We start from the raw sequence: 15,998 nt of genomic DNA, 5'->3' as shown, positions 1-15,998 counted from the left end.
CGTGGCGGAATGCGCTCCGCTTTTCCGCCCTATGCCGGGGCAGAAACGTCTCGGAGGGTGGAAAAGCGCAACGCAATCCACCGGCCCGTGCGGTGCGGCATGCGTGGGTTAACGAAGAACACGACGAGGTGATCTTCCGCCGTCCTATGAAACCGCAGCGTCGCGCTCACGTAACGGTATAGAATCAATCACCAGGACCGGTCATGCCCCAGGCATCCCAACCGTTTGACGATGTGCCGCCGAGCTTCGCGGAGTTCCTGCGGCGGGGCGCGCCGCCACCGGTCCTGTTCGAGCTGGACTGCCTGCGGTTCGCGATCGCGCTGCCGCCTATGCGCGCGGAAGCAGCTGCTCCGCCAGCGTAACCCAGTAGGACGCGCCGACAGGCAGGATCTCGTCATTGAAGTTGTAGCGTGGGTGATGGACGCCGTAATCGTCCTCGCCTTTCCCGCCGCCGAGCATGATGTAACTGCCCTGCTTGGCATTCAGCATATAGGAGAAATCCTCGGCCCCCATCGTCGGCCGCATCATATGCTCGACATGCGCTGCACCGGCGACGGTGGTCGCGGCGGTACGCGCCATGGTGGTCGCCGCCTCGTCATTGATCGTGGCGGGATAGGAGCGCCGAAAGCTCACCTCCACCGTCGCACCAAAGGCCGCCGCCACACCGTGGGCGATGCGATCGACGCCGGCCTCCAGCAAATCCCCGACCTCGGGCAGGAACCAGCGCGCGGTGCCCTTCATGAGGGCGCGTTCGGGGATCACGTTTTCCGCGCGACCGGCCGAGATATGGCCGATGGTGACAACGCCGGCCTCGGTCGGCTCCATATTGCGCGCGACGATGGATTGCAGCGCGGTCACGATATGGGCCGCGACCAAAATCGGGTCGATGCCGGCATTCGGCCTGGCGCCATGGGCGCCCCGGCCGGTGACCGTGATCTCGATACTGCCGGTGGCCGCCATCACCGGGCCATTGCGCCAGGCGAAGGTGCCGGCCGGCAGTGTCGGCCAGTTATGCATGCCGAAGACCTGTTGCATGGGGAAACGCTCGAACAGCCCCTCCTGCACCATCAGGTTGCCGCCGCCGCCATTCTCCTCCGCCGGCTGGAAGATGACATAGACGGTGCCGTCGAAATTGCGGGTCTCGGCGAGGTAACGGGCGGCGCCGAGCAACATGGTGGTGTGGCCGTCATGGCCGCAAGCATGCATCAGGCCCGGGGTTTGGGAGGCGTATGGAAGCCCCGTCTCCTCGGTGATCGGCAGCGCGTCCATATCCGCGCGCAGGCCGATGGCACGACCCGTGTCGGTGCGGCCCCGAATGACGCCGACGACGCCGGTCTGGGCGATTCCGGTCACCACGTCATCGACGCCGAAGCCGCGCAGCAGATCCTGCACCAGGGCGCTGGTGCGATGTTCCTGCAGGCCGAGTTCGGGATGGGCATGAATATCCTGCCGCCAAGCGGTCATGTCATCGTGGAAATCGGCGATGCGGTTGATGATCGGCATGGGGTCGCTCCGAAGCTGCGCGTTCCGCACTGTGCGGATAGTCGGTAGCGGGGACAATAGAGACTTGACCTTCCCATGATGGGAAGGTCCATCTCCGCTCCATGGATCAAGGTATTCTCGACGTCTCAAGGCAGGAGATCGGCGTCAGCGGCATGACCTGCGCCGGCTGCGTGCGGCGGGTGGAGCGCGCCATCGCGGCCGTGCCGGGCGTGCGTGACGTCTCGGTCAATCTGGCGACCGAACGCGCCTCCGTCACCTCCAGCCCCGGCTTCGATATGTCGGCCGTCGCCCGCGCCCTGCTCGCGGCCGGCTATGCCGCGCAGCCGATCGGGCAGCCGGCGCCCGTCACGCGGGATGGCCTGGCTGCCGCCCTGGCGCTGATCCTCGCGGCGCCACTGGTTCTGCCGATGCTGCTCGGCTTCAGCTGGCCGGCCTGGGTTCAGCTCATCCTCGCGGGCGTCGTGCAGGCGGTGTTCGGCGCACGCTTCTACGTCAGTGCCTGGAAGGCGCTCCGCGCGGGCACTGCCAACATGGACACGCTGGTGGCGCTGGGCACCACCGCCGCCTTCGCCCTCAGCCTGTGGGAGTTGTCGGCCGGGCGACACGATCATCTCTATTTTGAGGCCTCGGCCGCCGTCATCGCTCTGGTGCGGCTGGGCAAATGGCTGGAGGCGCGGGCCCGTCGCCAAGCCGGGGGCGCCATCCGCGCCTTGGAGCAGATGCGGCCGGAGCGCGCCCGCATTCGCCGCAACGGCCGCGAGACCGAGGTCTCCACGGCCGCTCTGCGGGTCGGTGATGTGCTGGTCATTCGCGCCGGCGAGCGGATCGCGGCCGATGCCACGCTGCGGGAGGGCAGCGGCGGCAATGACGAAAGCCTCCTCACCGGCGAAAGCCTACCTGTGTTCAAGACACCGGGCAGCCGGCTGATCGGCGGCGCGATGAACGGAGAGGCGCTGCTGGTCGCGGACGTCACGGCCATCGGCGCCGAAAGCCAGCTCACGCGGATGGTGCGGCTGGTGGAGGATGCCCAGTCCGCCAAGCCGCCGGTGCAGCGTCTGGTCGATCGCGTCAGCGCCATCTTCGTGCCCGTGGTCATCGGCCTCGCGGCGCTCACGTGCCTCGGCTGGTGGCTGGATGGCGCGGGCGTCGAGGTCGCCATCATCAACGCCGTCACGGTGCTGGTCATCGCCTGCCCCTGCGCCCTCGGCCTCGCGACGCCAGCCGCCATCATGGTCGGCACGGGCATCGCCGCGCGCCACGGTATCCTGATCCGGGATGCCGCCGCGCTGGAACAGGCGCAGGCGATCCGCACCGTCGTGTTCGACAAGACGGGAACGCTGACCGAAGGTCGGCCGGCCCTGGTGGAGCTGCTTCCCGCACCCGGCACGACAGAGGACAGTCTGCGGCACCTCGCCGCCAGCTTGCAGGCGGGCAGTGAGCATCCGCTCGCCCGCGCCTTGCGCGACACGATGACAGACCTGCGGCCGGCATCGGGCCTGCGCGCGATCCCCGGCCGTGGCGTGGAAGGCGAGGTCGAGGGCCGCCGCTTGCTGCTCGGCAGCGGGCGCCTGATGGCGGAGCGTTGCATTGCCATAGGTGCTTTGGCGGAAGACGCGCGGCGGCTGGAAGCCGATGGCCGCACCGTGTCCTATCTCGCCGAGGCCGAGGGCGCCGTCCTCGGCCTGCTCGCCTTCGGGGATGCGCTGAAACCTGGCGCGGCTGAAGCCGTGGCCTCCTTGCGGGCACGGGGCCTCACCGTCGTGCTGCTGACCGGCGACAATGCCGGCGCGGCGCGGGTGGCCGCGGCAGCCCTGGGCATAGACGACGTCCGCGCCGAGGCCCTGCCCGCCGATAAGGCGGCGGCCATCACCGACCTCCGTCGCAACGGTGCGGTCGCGATGGTGGGGGACGGCGTGAACGATGCCGCGGCACTCGCCGCCGCCGATCTGGGCCTCGCCATGGCGACGGGCACCGATGTCGCCGCTGCCGCTGCCGCCATCACGCTGATGCGCGGCGACCCGATGCTGGTGCCCGCCGCGCTGGATATTGCCGCGCGCACCTATCGGCGCATCCGCCAAGGCCTGTTCTGGGCCTTCGTCTACAACCTCATCGGCATTCCGCTGGCGGCGGCGGGCCTGTTGAGCCCGATGGTCGCTGGCGCCGCCATGGCCTTTTCCAGCGTCAGTGTGGTCGGGAGCGCGCTGTTGCTGCGGCGCTGGAAACCCGGGGCATGAGCATGAACATCGGCGAGGCCGCGACGGCCTCCGGCGTCTCCGCCAAGATGATCCGCTATTACGAGGAGGTCGGCCTGATCCGCCCGCCGGCGCGCACTGCCGCCGGCTATCGGCTTTATGCCGCGTCCGATGTGCAGACGCTTCGCTTCCTCAAGCGCGCGCGCAACCTCGGCTTTTCCGTCGATCAGATGCGCGAACTCCAGGCCCTGTGGCGCGATGAGCATCGGTCCAGCGCCGAGGTGAAGCAATTGGCGCTGGCCCATGCGCAGGCGCTCGACGCCAAAGCACGCGCGCTCGCGGAAATGAGTCATGCGCTGCGCCATCTCGCGGATCGCTGCGAGGGGAACGATCGCCCGGATTGCCCAATCATTGATGAGCTATCTGACATTTCCGTGAACTGATCTCGGAAAACACGAACTGGCGAGCAGGCGCGATGTCGCGCAATTGTCGCTCGTATCGCCTTCCCCGCCCTCCACCTGTGAGGTCTGACGCGCAAGCACGGAGGGGTGATGACGATCCAACTCGATCCAGACGACATCATCATTCCGCTCCAAGCCGAGAGCGTAGCCGTCTCAAAGCGCGAGGTCGTGACTGCGCGCGTGCGGGTCTGTGTCGAGACTAAGACCTCGCAAAAAACGATCACCGAAGACCTCATTCGCCATACGGTCGATGTCGAGCATGTCGAAGTTGGTACTCTGACAGATACGATGCCGCAACCGCGCGAAGAAGGCGATGTACTGATCATTCCGATTGTTGAGGAGGTCATCGTGCGCCGTTTCCTCATTCGGGAAGAAGTCAGGATCCGTCGAAATCGATTTGTGGAGCAGCACTCCGAACAGGTGACGCTGCACCACCAGGACGTTGTCGTGACACGGGAGGCAGAGCCTGCCGTGGCCGATTTCACCATTCCCATCACCACCGAAACATAAGGAATTTGAAGCATGGCCAGTGAAACCATCGTGGCGATCTACGATAATGCCGCCGATGCCAGTGCCGCCGTCTCGGACCTGCATGATGCCGGCATCCCTGCCAGCGCCATCGAACAGCATTCAAAGGACACCGGGTATCTCAATGATACGCGTGATATCGCAGTCGAGAGCGAGCCGCACAAGACCGGCGGCTTTTGGGCCTGGCTGACGGGCGAAGGCACGGACGACACGCATCACGCCCTGTATGACCGTTCCATCGAAAGCGGCAGCACGGTCGTGACCGTGGTCACGGACGAGATGAAGATCGACACCATCACCGCAATCCTGGAAAGCCACAGCCCGGTGGATTTGACCGAGCGGCATGACCATTACGGCACGGACAACGCAGTCGTGTCGGACGCAGCGTATACGCACCCGGTGGAGACGGCGCCACTTGGCCATGACACGATGGCCGCCCACCCCGGCGGGAACGAGGAAGTGCTCGCCCTGTCGGAAGAGCAGCTCGAAATCGGCAAGCGCCAGATCGATCGCGGCACCACGCGCATTCGCCGCTACGTCGTCGAGCGTCCGGTGGAAGAGCAGATCACCCTTCGCAATGAGACGGTGAACGTCTATCGCCGCCCGGCGACGGGTGCCAGCACCGTTGGCGCCTTTACCGACAAGACCATCGAAGTGACGGAGACGGCGGAGGAGGCGGTTATCGCCAAGACCGCGCATGTCGTGGAAGAGGTTGTGGTCGGCAAGACGGTCGAAGATCGCGTCGAGACGGTGCATGAGACGCTGCGCCGTGACGAGGTCGAGATCACCAAGGCCGGCGATGTCGTGACGCCGACCAACCGCGTCCCCTAAAGCCTGACGTGGAGGCGCAGCTGCCGCCGAGCGTGATCATTTGAATGCTACAAAGCCCGTCGGGGAGACCCGGCGGGCTTTGCCATGTCCTGATCCCAGCCTATACTTGCCAAGCAGGGGCGGCTGCGGGATATCCGGGGTTCTGCGCCTGTAGCTCAACGGTTAGAGCGGGCCGCTCATAACGGCTTGGTTGCGGGTTCGATTCCTGCCAGGCGCAGTTGCCCCCCACCGCCACATTCAATAGAGCACGATAAGCGCGCGCATTCGGAGCATCACCATGGCCAATTATCAATACACCTACGTGATGAAAGACGTCACCAAGGCCTATCCGGGCGGGCGCGAGGTGTTCAAAGGCATCACCCTCTCCTTCCTGCCGGGCGTGAAGATCGGCGTTCTTGGCGTGAACGGCGCGGGCAAATCGACGCTCCTCAAGATCATGGCCGGGATCGATAAGGAATTCGGTGGCGAGGCTTGGGCCGCCGATGGCGTGCGCATCGGCTATTTGCAGCAGGAGCCGGAACTCGATCCCACCAAGACCGTGGGCGGGAACGTGGCCGAGGCTTTCGCCGAGGTGAAGGCGGCGCTGGATCGCTTCAACGCCATCTCCGAGCGGTTCATGGAGCCGATGGAGGATGAGGAGATGAACACCCTCCTCGCCGAGCAGGCCGAGCTTCAGGAAAAGATCGACGCCGGCGATGGGTGGGAGATGGATCGCAAGATCGACATCGCGCTCGATGCACTGCGCTGCCCGCCGCCGGAATCCGATGTCACGAAGCTGTCGGGCGGTGAGCGCCGCCGCGTGGCGCTGTGCCGGCTGCTGCTGGAAAAGCCGGATCTGCTGCTGCTCGATGAGCCAACCAACCATCTGGACGCCGAAAGCGTGGCCTGGCTGGAGCATACGCTGCGGGAATTTACCGGCACGGTGATGATCATCACCCATGACCGCTACTTCCTGGACAATGTCACCAACTGGATTCTGGAGATCGAGCGCGGCCGTGGCTACCCGTTCGAGGGCAACTACTCGTCCTGGCTGAGCCAGAAGCGCAAGCGCCTCCAGCAGGAGGAGAAAGAGGAAAGCTCCCGCCAGAAGGCGCTCGCCGCCGAGGAAGAATGGATCGCCTCCTCCCCGCGCGCCCGCCAGGCGAAAAGCCAGGCGCGCATCAAGCGCTATGAGGAAATGCAGCAGGAAAGCCTGGAGCGGGTCACGGGCGTGGCGGAAATCATCATTCCGCCCGGGCCGCGCCTGGGTGGCATAGTCATCGAAGCGGACAAGCTGCGGAAGTCCTTCGGCAATCGCCTGCTGATCGACGATCTGGACTTCAAGCTGCCGCCCGGCGGAATTGTCGGCATCATCGGGGCCAATGGCGCCGGCAAGACCACGCTGTTCCGCATGATTCTCGGGCAGGAAACGCCGGATGCCGGCGAGCTCAAGATCGGCGATACCGTAAAGCTCGGCTATGTCGATCAGTCCCGCGACACGCTCGATCCCGAGAAGTCGGTCTGGCAGGAAATCTCGGGCGGCACCGATGTCATCCATCTCGGCAAGCGCACCGTGCAGTCGCGCGCCTATGTCGGCGCCTTCAACTTCAAAGGCTCCGACCAGCAGAAGAAGGTCGGCATCCTGTCGGGCGGTGAGCGCAACCGCGTTCACCTCGCGAAAATGCTGCGCACCGAAGCCAATGTCATCCTGCTCGATGAGCCGACGAACGATCTCGACATCGATACCTTGCGGGCCTTGGAGGATGCGCTGGTCGAATTTCCGGGCTGCGCGGTCATCATCAGCCATGACCGTTGGTTCCTCGATCGCCTGGCGACGCATATCCTAGCCTTCGAGGGTGACAGCAAGGTCGAATGGTTCGAGGGCAACTTCCAGGACTACGAGGCGGACAAGCGCCGCCGCCTGGGCGCGCATGCGACAGAGCCCCACCGCATCAAGTATCGGCCGCTTGCCCGCTGACGGAGCCGTTCCGCTGAACCATCCCGATTGGTGGAATCCGGCCTGGGTCCTCCGTACCGGGCGCATGATCATGCGCCCGGTGGCGGGCTGGGACGGGCCGGAGATCGCGGCCCTGAAGGCCGACCCGCGCGCCTTCGCCATGATGCTCGGCGGCGTCCGCAACGAGCAGCAGTCGGCGGATGAACTCGCCTATGACATCCGTTTTTGGGGTGCCAACGGCGTCGGTATGTGGACGGCGCGCGATGCTGACACCGAGGGTTTCCTCGGCATTGCCGGCATCGTCAGCCGCAAGGACGGCCGCGGCATGGCGCTGCGGTTCGCCTTCTGGCCCGAGGCGCGCGGCCATGGCCTGGCGCGGGAGGCGGCGGTCGCCGCGCTCCGGTTCGCGCATGAAACCGTGCATCTGCCCCGAGTCATCGCCGTCGCTCGGGAAAATAATGACGCCTCCCGTATGCTGCTAGCGGGAATTGGCATGCGGGAGGAACCGGCCTCGGCCTTCGAGCGCGATGGCTACCGCATGATCTTCTATGTCAGCGACGCTGCGGTGGCCCCCACGTCTTAGATTGGCCGGGTATTTTCAAGGCCCTGCCCCTCTTTCCCAACACTCGTGCCAGACTTGACCGGTCCGGGGGGGGGCGTCCATATCCTTAGAGATCCGGACATGAACTGCTTCCGTCCATCCGCTGTCCGCGGGTGACAACAGGTGCTTCGACAATGACACTGCCCTTGATGCCTAAAGCCACTGCCGTCTGGCTGATCGATAAAACCGCCCTGACCTTCGAACAGGTCGCCGATTTCTGCGGCATGCATCCGCTGGAGATCCAGGCCATCGCCGATGGTGAAGTCGCGCAAGGGATCATGGGCTACGATCCGGTTGCGAATAGCCAGGTGACGGCCGAGGACATCCAGCGCTGTGAGGCGGATCCGAACGGCCGCCTTCGCCTGATGGTCAGCAGCAATCCGCCGCCGAAGAAGTCCCGTGGCGGGCGCTACACGCCGGTCGCCAAGCGCAACGACCGCCCGGACGCAATCGCGTTTCTATTGCGCAATTTCCCGCAATTGACCGAGATTCAGCTGTCGAAGCTGCTGGGTACGACGAAAGAGACCATCCAGAAGGTGCGAGACCGCAACCATTGGAACAGCCCGAACATCAAGCCGCGCGACCCGGTGATTTTGGGCCTTTGCAAGCAGAGCGACCTCAACGAAGCGGTGGCGCAATCCAATGAACGTCTGGTGAAGGAAGGCCGCGCCGTGCCGCCGCCTCCGGTCCTCGAAACCCAGGACATGAGCTAGCACCACCAACGCGCAACGACCCAGCCGCCCACCGTGATCCCCGGGTCAAGCCCGGGGATGACGAATTCTAGACCGATCGCCCAAACCCGTCCCTAATGCGTGGCGCTGGTCGCCAATCGCGCCATTTCTTCCTTCAATCGCAGCTTTTCCCGCTTCAGCAGTGCCAGCGTGTCGCTGTCTGGCGCAGGGCGCTTGTCCTCGGAGGCGAGGCGCGCATCCAGGCTGGCGTGACGGTCCTTGAGGGTGTCGATACGGGCTTGCAGATTCATGGGATGTCCTTTGTGAGGCGTCCAGAGTCGCAGCCTGCCTGCGGACCTCGATTGTGACGATCGCGCGGCAGTTCCATTACGCTACGCCTATCGCGCCCGGCGATGCCACAACAGTTTCGGTCACGGAATCGCGATTGCACCGGAGCGCCCCATGAGGGTATGACCCGCGTACTCCCCATGTTAAGCACCACACATGCTCTCCGATCGTGATTCTTTGCTGCGCCGACTGCATGAGCTTCGTAGCGAGCATCGGGATCTTGACACTGTCATCATCCGGCTCGGGGACGGCGCGCATGACCAGCTCGGCATGCAGCGCCTGAAGAAGCGCAAGCTTGTGCTCAAGGACGAAATTTCCCGCATGGAAAGCCTGCTCATCCCCGACAGCATCGCGTGACGGCCATGCCTGCCGCAGCGCCCCTGGTCGGCCTGATTATGGGCAGCCAGTCCGATTGGCCGACGATGCGTCATGCCGCCGAAACCATGACGGCGCTCGGCGTTCCCTATGAAACGCGGATCATCTCCGCCCATCGCACGCCGGATCGCCTGTCGGATTACGCCCGCACTGCGCGCGGTAGAGGGTTGAAGGTGATCGTCGCGGGCGCCGGCGGCGCCGCCCATCTGCCCGGTATGTGCGCGGCCTGGACGGTCCTGCCAGTGCTCGGCGTGCCGATCGAAAGCCAAGCGCTGAAGGGCATGGACAGCTTGCTGTCCATCGTCCAGATGCCTGGCGGCGTGCCGGTCGCGACCTTTGCCATCGGCCGTGCCGGTGCCATCAATGCCGGCCTCACCGCCGCCGCGATCCTGGCCCTCACGGATAGCGACCTGTCGGACCGGCTGGACGCTTGGCGCGCGGCGCAGACCGAAGCCGTAGCCGACGTCCCGCAAGACGAGCCCGGTTGATGCTGCCGCCGGGCAGCACGATCGGCATCGTCGGTGGTGGGCAGCTCGGGCGGATGTCGGCCATGGCCGCCGCCCGCCTCGGCTACCGCGCCCATATCCTGACGAATGAGGCGGATGGTCCGGCGGCCCAGGTCGCGGCAGCCGTCACCATCGGCGATTATGACGACCCTTTGGCGCTGCGCGCCTTCGCCGCCGCCGTCGATGTCATCACCTTCGAGTTCGAGAATGTGAGCGCCGCCGGCCTCGATCTTCTGGCCGGGCTCAAGCCGGTGCATCCCTCACCTGCGATCCTCGGCATCAGCCAGGACCGCATCGCCGAAAAGACCTTCCTCAACGGCGCCGGCGTGCCGACCGCGACCTGGGCTTTGGTCGAGGACGCCGCCAGCCTGGACGCAGCGATCGCAACAATCGGCCTGCCGGCAATCCTGAAGACCGCCCGACTGGGCTATGACGGGCGCGGCCAAGCGCGGGTCGCGACCGTCGAGGCGGCGCGGGAAGCCTTCGCCAGCCTGGACCCGAAGCCGCTGGTGCTGGAAGGATTCGTCGATTTCGCCTGCGAAGTCAGCGTCGTCGTCGCGCGCGGCGCGGATGGGACCGTCGTCTGTTTCGACACGGTCGAGAACCAGCACGTCCACGGCATCCTCGACATCACGCTCGCCCCCGCGCGCATTCCGGAGGAAATCGCCGAGCGTGCCCAGGCGCTCGGACGCCAAGTGGCGGAGGCGCTGGGTCTCATCGGCCTACTGGCGGTCGAGATGTTCGTCGATCGGGACGGCAGCCTGCGCGTAAACGAAATCGCACCCCGGCCGCATAATTCCGGCCATTGGACGATTGATGCCTGCCCCGCGAGCCAGTTCGAGATGCATATCCGTGCTGTCGCCGGCCTGCCGCTGCCGCCCGCCACGCGCCATTCCGATGCGGTAATGAAAAACCTCATCGGACCGGACGACATTGCCAGATGGCCCGAGATTCTCGCCATACCGGGCCTCATTCCCCACCATTACGGCAAGACCGACGCCCGTATCGGCCGCAAGATGGGTCATGTGACGCGGTTGTTTCCGCGCGGCGCCTTGCCCGGCGCCTTCGGCATTGCGGACGCCTTGGGACCGCTTGGGGTTGCGGCCCTGTCGGCATAAGGCCATAGAAACCGCCCGCCTTTTGCGGTTTTGTCCATAAGCGAGAGAATTGCCATGCCCGCCATCACCCTGCCTGACGGCTCCGTGCGACACTTCGCGGGTCCCGTCACGGGCACGACGGTGGCCGCCGATATCGGCCCGGGTCTTGCCCGCGCAGCCCTCGCCATGAAGCTCGACGGCAAGCTCGTCGATCTGTCACGCGTCATCGACACCGATGCTGCGGTGACCTTCGTCACCCGCAAGGATTCCGATGCGCTGGAGCTGATCCGCCACGACACCGCCCATGTGTTGGCCGAGGCCGTGCAATCCCTGTTCCCCGGCACCCAGGTGACCATCGGCCCCTCGATCGAGAACGGATTCTATTACGATTTCGCCCGCAACGAGCCCTTCACGCTGGAAGACCTGCCGGCGATCGAAGCGCGGATGCGCGAGATCATTGCCGCCAACGCGCCCTTCAGCCGCGAAGTCTGGGACCGCGACGACGCCATTGCCTTCTTCCAGGCCAAGGGCGAGCGCTACAAGGCCGAGTTGATCCAGGATCTGCCGATCACCGAGACGATTACGATGTATCGCCAGGGCGATTGGATCGACCTATGCCGTGGCCCGCATATGCGCGGCACCGGCGATGTCGGCCAGGGCTTCAAGCTGCTCAAGGTGGCCGGCGCCTATTGGCGCGGCGATCATCGCAACGCCATGCTCAGCCGCATCTACGGCACCGCCTGGCGCGACCAGAAGGAACTCGACGCCCATCTCCTGCAATTGGAGGAGGCCGAGCGCCGCGACCATCGCCGCATCGGCAAGTCGATGGACCTGTTCCACCTCCAGCCCGAGGCGCAGGGCGGTGTCTTCTGGCATCCCAAAGGTTGGCGCCTGTATCGCACGCTGCAGGCCTATATGCAGCGGCGCCAGGATGCCGCCGGTTATGACGAAGTGCGAACCCCGCAGCTCGTCGATCGCTCGCTCTGGGAAGCCTCCGGCCATTGGGAGAAATATCGCGAGCATATGTTCATCGCGACGGTGGATGAGGAGCCGGATGTCGTCCTCGCCCTGAAGCCGATGAACTGCCCCTGCCATGTCCAGATCTTCAACCAGGGCCTGCGCTCCTATCGGGAGCTGCCCTGGCGCATGGCGGAGTTCGGGTCCTGCCACCGCTATGAGCCGTCCGGCGCGCTGCACGGCATCATGCGCGTGCGCGCCTTCACGCAGGACGACGCGCATATCTTTTGCACCGACGACCAGATCGGCGCCGAGACGGTGCGCTTCGTGCGCCTCCTCGGCTCAGTCTATGCCGATCTGGGCTTCCCCGATTTCAAGGTGCGCTTCTCCGATCGGCCGGATGCGCGCGCCGGCACCGATGCAGATTGGGATCGTTCGGAAAAGGCCCTGCACGAAGCCTGTGCCGAAGCCGGCGTGGAATACACGGAAAATCCGGGGGAGGGCGCCTTCTACGGCCCCAAGCTAGAATTCGTACTGCGTGATGCCATCGGCCGGGAATGGCAATGCGGCACCTTGCAGGTCGATTACATTCTGCCCGAGCGCTTGGGTGCCGAATATGTCGGCGAAGATGGCGCCAAGCATCGCCCGGTGATGCTGCACCGGGCCATTCTCGGCAGCTTCGAGCGCTTCCTGGGCATCCTGATCGAGCAATATGCCGGTCGCTTCCCGCTCTGGCTCGCGCCTGTGCAGGTCGTGGTCGCGCCGATCGTCTCCGACGCAAATGACTATGCCGAGGAGGTCGCGGCCCTGATGCGCGCGGCAGGCCTGAACGTTGCCACCGACCTGCGCAACGAGAAGATCAATGCCAAGGTGCGGGAGCATAGTCTCGCGCACGTTCCCGTGATCGCTGTCGTGGGGCGGCGGGAGGCGGAGATACGCACCCTCAGTCTGCGGCGCCTTGGCTCGGAAAAGCAGGAGGTTGTGGGCTTGGATGAGGCTATCGCGCTTCTGGCGGCCGAAGCTTTGGCGCCGGATTTGAGACCACGTGTTGAGACCAAGTCCGGGGTAACAACGCAGGCTTGATCACGCGCCCCTTGCGAAGAAGGGGTGCATTCCACGATATTGCTTTCTGTTGGGTGGTTGCGGTTGCGTTCCGGCTATGGGAATGGCAACCGCACCGCCCTTTCGACACTTCCGCAACTGCCACAGGAGATCTCCATCCCTAGACCACCCCAATCTGCACTTCCCTCGCGTGGCGATGGCCCGCGTGTGAATGAGGAAATCCGGTCTGCCCAGGTACGTCTGATCGATCAAGACGGCGAAATGGCCGGCGTCATGACGGGGCGCGAAGCGCTTCAGCGCGCCTTCCAGGTTGGTCTCGACTTGCTTGAAATCAGCCCGAACGCTGACCCACCGGTCGTGAAGATTCTGGACTTCGGCAAGTTCAAATATGAACAGCAAAAAAAGAAGAACGAAGCCAAGAAGAAGCAAAAAGTCATCGAGATCAAAGAGATCAAGGTGCGACCGAATATTGACGAGAACGACTATCAGGTGAAGCTTCGCGCCATGAAGTCCTTCATTGATGAGGGCGACAAGGTGAAGGTCACTCTGCGTTTCCGTGGTCGTGAAATGGCCCATCAGGATATCGGCGTGAAAGTGTTGGAGCGTATCCGCACGGACATGGAGACCGAGACCAAGGTGGAGCAGATGCCGCGCATGGAAAACCGCCAGATGGTGATGGTACTTACGCCGCGCTAAGGCGCTGTTTCCGCTGGCTGCGTTCGAGTAGGGTCGGCCTCGTCTGCGTGATCGGGGTCGACCATGACTGCATTGAGTTTGGACTTTTCCACCCTCCACGCCGCCTATGCCTCGGGCGACGCGACGCCGAGTACGGTCATGGACGAGGTGCTGCGCCGCCTTACGGCCTCGACCGATGACGCGATCTGGATATCTCGCCATACCGACGAAGACCTGATCATCGCGGCCCGCGCGCTGACGGCCCGCGCGGGCGAGCGCGAGTCCCTGCCGCTGTACGGCATTCCCTTCGCGGTGAAGGACAACATCGACGTTGCCGGCCTTCCGACCACCGCCGCCTGCCCCGCCTTCGCCTATCACCCGACCCAGTCCGCGTCCGTCGTCGAACGGCTGATTACCGCCGGCGCCATCGTCATCGGCAAAACCAATCTCGATCAATTCGCGACGGGCCTCGTCGGCGTCCGCTCGCCGTACGGCATTCCCCGCAATACCTTCGACGCCACCATGGTGCCGGGCGGATCGAGCGCGGGCTCGGCCGTCGCCGTCGCTGGAGGGCTGGTGAGCTTCGCCCTCGGCACCGACACGGCAGGGTCAGGCCGTGTGCCCGCCGCCTTCAACAACCTCGTCGGCCTGAAGCCGACGCGCGGCCTGCTCAGCAATCGGGGCTTGGTGCCAGCCTGCCGGTCCATCGACTGCATCTCCATCTTCGCCCTGACGGTGCCGGACGCAGTCGCCGTGCTCGACGTCGCCAGCGGCTTCGACGCCGCAGACCCCTATGCGCGGGAAGCGCCCGCCGGTTTTCGCGCGGCCCTTTCCACCACCGCGCCCCATTTCACATTCGCCGTACCGCATGAGGGCGAACGCGAATTCTTCGGGGATGTCGAGGCGCAGACGCTCTTTGCCGAAGCCGTCGCCCGCGCAGAGGCTTTGGGTGGCACGCGCATCGACATCGATTTCGCGCCCTGGGTCGAGACCGCCAATCTTCTGTATGGACCCTGGACCGCTGAGCGCACCGCCGCCATCGGCCCGCTGCTGGCGACCGAACCCGATGTGCTTCATCCCATCACGCGCATGGTGGTCGAGCGCGGTGTGGCCGCCACGGCAGTGGAGATTTTCGAGGCTCAGTATCGCTTGCAGGCGCTGACCCAGACCATTCGGCCGCTTTGGGCCGAGGCCGATTTCCTGCTCGTGCCGACCACCGGCACCGCCTTCAGCCTGGCGCAACTCGACGCCGAGCCCATCGCCCGCAATACCGACCTCGGCTACTACACCAACTTCACCAATCTGCTCGATCTCTCGGCGATCGCGGTGCCAAGTGGCTTCAAGAGCAATGGCTTTCCGGTGGGCGTGACACTGATCGGCCCGGCTTGGCATGACGCCAAGCTCGCGGCCTTCGCGCAACGCATGCATCAAGCGGCCGGCGGCCCGATGGGCGCGACGGGGCTCGCGCAGCCGAGCGTCACCGTAAGCGCCGCACCGGCGGTCTATCCCACCATCGATCTCGCAGTCTTTGGCGCCCATTTGACCGGCGGCGCGCTCAACCCGCAGCTTTGTGCCCTGGGCGGGCAGCGTCGCAGTGACTGCCTTACCGCGGCCATCTACCGGATGGTTGCCCTTCCCGGCCCCGTGCTGCGGCCCGGCCTGATCGATGTCGGCCCCGGCGGCACCGCCATCCAGGGCGAGATATGGGCCGTACCGACCAGCGCGCTCGCTGCCTTTCTAGCGACGATCGGCCGGCCGCTCGGCCTCGGGCGCGTTCAGTTGGAGGATGGCGAGACAGCGTTCGGCTTCATCTGCGAGGGTGCGGCGATGGTCGAGCAGGCGCCCGATGTCAGCGCATTCGGCTTCTGGCCGGCGTATTTGCAGTCGCTTGGCGGGTAATCGGTACGATCCCGATTCAGCCCCGCCTGCGGGGCGGCCCAGCATGGCGGCGTCCAACGCTTGACCAAGAGGCCTCGGGCGGCCATTTACCGCCTGTAATCCTATCGATTTTAAGGAACGATCCCGTTTGTCCAAAGAAGACATGATCGAATTCAGCGGCATGGTGGCAGAGCTTCTGCCCAATGCGATGTTTCGTGTGAAGCTCGACAATGACCATGTGATCCTGGCGCATACCAGCGGCAAGATGCGCAAGAACCGCATCCGCGTTCTCGCGGGTGACCGGGTAAACGTCGAAATGACCCCGTACGACCTGTCTAAAGGTCGCATCACCTTCCGGTTCAAGTAGAAGCCTTTGT

17 protein-coding genes and 1 tRNA gene are annotated in these 15,998 nt (G+C 64.9%); 16 read left to right on the top strand and 2 right to left on the bottom strand.

What is annotated here, in order from left to right; genetic code table 11:
- The first annotated feature begins 203 nt into the window (after positions 1-203).
- On the top strand, positions 204-362 hold the full coding sequence (locus tag QP803_RS20170) for a hypothetical protein (RefSeq protein ID WP_284945249.1): 159 nt from the start codon (positions 204-206) through the stop codon (positions 360-362).
- On the opposite strand, the gene QP803_RS20165 is transcribed toward QP803_RS20170, so the two are convergent.
- Positions 328-1,503 carry a M20 aminoacylase family protein gene (locus tag QP803_RS20165; RefSeq protein WP_284945248.1) on the bottom strand — a complete coding sequence of 392 codons (1,176 nt, stop codon included), beginning with the start codon at positions 1,501-1,503 and terminating at the stop codon, positions 328-330. The genes QP803_RS20170 and QP803_RS20165 overlap by 35 nt on opposite strands.
- Before the next feature lie 101 nt (positions 1,504-1,604).
- Between QP803_RS20165 and QP803_RS20160 the strand changes: the two genes are divergently transcribed.
- The 8 genes from QP803_RS20160 (at position 1,605) to QP803_RS20125 (ending at position 8,765) form a co-directional block, all read left to right on the top strand.
- Positions 1,605-3,737 carry a heavy metal translocating P-type ATPase gene (locus QP803_RS20160; RefSeq protein WP_284945247.1) on the top strand — a complete coding sequence of 711 codons (2,133 nt, stop codon included), beginning with the start codon at positions 1,605-1,607 and terminating at the stop codon, positions 3,735-3,737.
- Complete coding sequence (cueR, locus tag QP803_RS20155; RefSeq protein ID WP_350356045.1) at positions 3,734-4,138, top strand: Cu(I)-responsive transcriptional regulator; 405 nt, start codon at positions 3,734-3,736, stop codon at positions 4,136-4,138. The genes QP803_RS20160 and cueR overlap by 4 nt, the downstream gene beginning before the upstream one ends.
- 108 nt (positions 4,139-4,246) lie before the next feature.
- Positions 4,247-4,666 (top strand): DUF2382 domain-containing protein, encoded by a 420-nt coding sequence (locus QP803_RS20150; RefSeq protein WP_284945246.1) that lies wholly within the window; start codon positions 4,247-4,249, stop codon positions 4,664-4,666.
- A gap of 12 nt (positions 4,667-4,678) precedes the next feature.
- A complete protein-coding gene (locus tag QP803_RS20145) occupies positions 4,679-5,515 on the top strand; it encodes a YsnF/AvaK domain-containing protein (protein ID WP_284945244.1) in 837 nt (278 codons plus the stop codon).
- A 144-nt stretch (positions 5,516-5,659) separates the two neighbouring features.
- Positions 5,660-5,732: transfer RNA gene (locus tag QP803_RS20140), tRNA-Ile, on the top strand.
- Between the two features lie 60 nt (positions 5,733-5,792).
- Positions 5,793-7,472 (top strand): energy-dependent translational throttle protein EttA, encoded by a 1,680-nt coding sequence (gene ettA / locus QP803_RS20135; RefSeq protein ID WP_284945243.1) that lies wholly within the window; start codon positions 5,793-5,795, stop codon positions 7,470-7,472.
- Positions 7,462-8,034, top strand: a complete 573-nt coding sequence (locus QP803_RS20130) for a GNAT family N-acetyltransferase (RefSeq protein WP_284945242.1) — start codon at positions 7,462-7,464, stop codon at positions 8,032-8,034. Before ettA ends, QP803_RS20130 begins: the two co-directional genes overlap by 11 nt.
- A gap of 152 nt (positions 8,035-8,186) precedes the next feature.
- Complete coding sequence (locus QP803_RS20125) at positions 8,187-8,765, top strand: DUF1013 domain-containing protein (protein ID WP_284945241.1); 579 nt, start codon at positions 8,187-8,189, stop codon at positions 8,763-8,765.
- A 92-nt stretch (positions 8,766-8,857) separates the two neighbouring features.
- On the opposite strand, the gene QP803_RS20120 is transcribed toward QP803_RS20125, so the two are convergent.
- Positions 8,858-9,034 carry a YdcH family protein gene (locus QP803_RS20120; protein WP_284945240.1) on the bottom strand — a complete coding sequence of 59 codons (177 nt, stop codon included), beginning with the start codon at positions 9,032-9,034 and terminating at the stop codon, positions 8,858-8,860.
- Positions 9,035-9,227: 193 nt separating this feature from the next.
- Here QP803_RS20120 and QP803_RS20115 point away from each other — a divergent pair, with 193 nt between their 5' ends.
- The 7 genes from QP803_RS20115 to infA all read left to right on the top strand — a co-directional run bounded on the left by QP803_RS20115 (position 9,228) and on the right by infA (position 15,988).
- The gene (locus tag QP803_RS20115; RefSeq protein WP_284945239.1) at positions 9,228-9,428 is read left to right on the top strand and encodes a YdcH family protein; all 201 of its coding nucleotides are present in this window, start codon (positions 9,228-9,230) and stop codon (positions 9,426-9,428) included.
- 5 nt (positions 9,429-9,433) lie between these two features.
- A complete protein-coding gene (gene purE, locus QP803_RS20110) occupies positions 9,434-9,934 on the top strand; it encodes a 5-(carboxyamino)imidazole ribonucleotide mutase (protein WP_284947984.1) in 501 nt (166 codons plus the stop codon).
- Positions 9,934-11,070, top strand: a complete 1,137-nt coding sequence (locus QP803_RS20105; protein WP_284947983.1) for a 5-(carboxyamino)imidazole ribonucleotide synthase — start codon at positions 9,934-9,936, stop codon at positions 11,068-11,070. The genes purE and QP803_RS20105 overlap by 1 nt, the downstream gene beginning before the upstream one ends.
- A gap of 54 nt (positions 11,071-11,124) precedes the next feature.
- On the top strand, positions 11,125-13,089 hold the full coding sequence (gene thrS / locus QP803_RS20100; RefSeq protein WP_284945238.1) for a threonine--tRNA ligase: 1,965 nt from the start codon (positions 11,125-11,127) through the stop codon (positions 13,087-13,089).
- A 135-nt stretch (positions 13,090-13,224) separates the two neighbouring features.
- Positions 13,225-13,764 (top strand): translation initiation factor IF-3, encoded by a 540-nt coding sequence (gene infC / locus QP803_RS20095; protein ID WP_284947982.1) that lies wholly within the window; start codon positions 13,225-13,227, stop codon positions 13,762-13,764.
- A 63-nt stretch (positions 13,765-13,827) separates the two neighbouring features.
- Positions 13,828-15,642 (top strand): allophanate hydrolase, encoded by a 1,815-nt coding sequence (atzF, locus tag QP803_RS20090; protein WP_284945237.1) that lies wholly within the window; start codon positions 13,828-13,830, stop codon positions 15,640-15,642.
- A gap of 127 nt (positions 15,643-15,769) precedes the next feature.
- Entirely contained in the window at positions 15,770-15,988 is a 219-nt protein-coding gene (gene infA, locus QP803_RS20085; protein ID WP_284945236.1) for a translation initiation factor IF-1, read from the top strand.
- Positions 15,989-15,998 lie beyond the last annotated feature (10 nt).

The sequence above is a fragment of the Acidisoma sp. PAMC 29798 genome (genome assembly GCF_030252425.1).
Lineage (GTDB): Bacteria > Pseudomonadota > Alphaproteobacteria > Acetobacterales > Acetobacteraceae > Acidisoma > Acidisoma cladoniae.
Note: the sequence above shows the minus strand (reverse complement) of the source record. Positions and strands in the feature narration are given on the sequence as shown.

Bases quoted from the DNA above. Each gene is read 5' to 3' on its own strand.
- QP803_RS20170 (WP_284945249.1), top strand. From the start codon at position 204: ATGCCCCAGGCATCCCAACCGTTTGACGATGTGCCGCCGAGCTTCGCG.
- QP803_RS20165 (WP_284945248.1), bottom strand. From the start codon at position 1,503: ATGCCGATCATCAACCGCATCGCCGATTTCCACGATGACATGACCGCT.
- QP803_RS20160 (WP_284945247.1), top strand. From the start codon at position 1,605: ATGGATCAAGGTATTCTCGACGTCTCAAGGCAGGAGATCGGCGTCAGC.
- cueR (WP_350356045.1), top strand. From the start codon at position 3,734: ATGAGCATGAACATCGGCGAGGCCGCGACGGCCTCCGGCGTCTCCGCC.
- QP803_RS20150 (WP_284945246.1), top strand. From the start codon at position 4,247: ATGACGATCCAACTCGATCCAGACGACATCATCATTCCGCTCCAAGCC.
- QP803_RS20145 (WP_284945244.1), top strand. From the start codon at position 4,679: ATGGCCAGTGAAACCATCGTGGCGATCTACGATAATGCCGCCGATGCC.
- ettA (WP_284945243.1), top strand. From the start codon at position 5,793: ATGGCCAATTATCAATACACCTACGTGATGAAAGACGTCACCAAGGCC.
- QP803_RS20125 (WP_284945241.1), top strand. From the start codon at position 8,187: ATGACACTGCCCTTGATGCCTAAAGCCACTGCCGTCTGGCTGATCGAT.
- QP803_RS20120 (WP_284945240.1), bottom strand. From the start codon at position 9,034: ATGAATCTGCAAGCCCGTATCGACACCCTCAAGGACCGTCACGCCAGC.
- QP803_RS20115 (WP_284945239.1), top strand. From the start codon at position 9,228: ATGCTCTCCGATCGTGATTCTTTGCTGCGCCGACTGCATGAGCTTCGT.
- purE (WP_284947984.1), top strand. From the start codon at position 9,434: ATGCCTGCCGCAGCGCCCCTGGTCGGCCTGATTATGGGCAGCCAGTCC.
- QP803_RS20105 (WP_284947983.1), top strand. From the start codon at position 9,934: ATGCTGCCGCCGGGCAGCACGATCGGCATCGTCGGTGGTGGGCAGCTC.
- thrS (WP_284945238.1), top strand. From the start codon at position 11,125: ATGCCCGCCATCACCCTGCCTGACGGCTCCGTGCGACACTTCGCGGGT.
- atzF (WP_284945237.1), top strand. From the start codon at position 13,828: ATGACTGCATTGAGTTTGGACTTTTCCACCCTCCACGCCGCCTATGCC.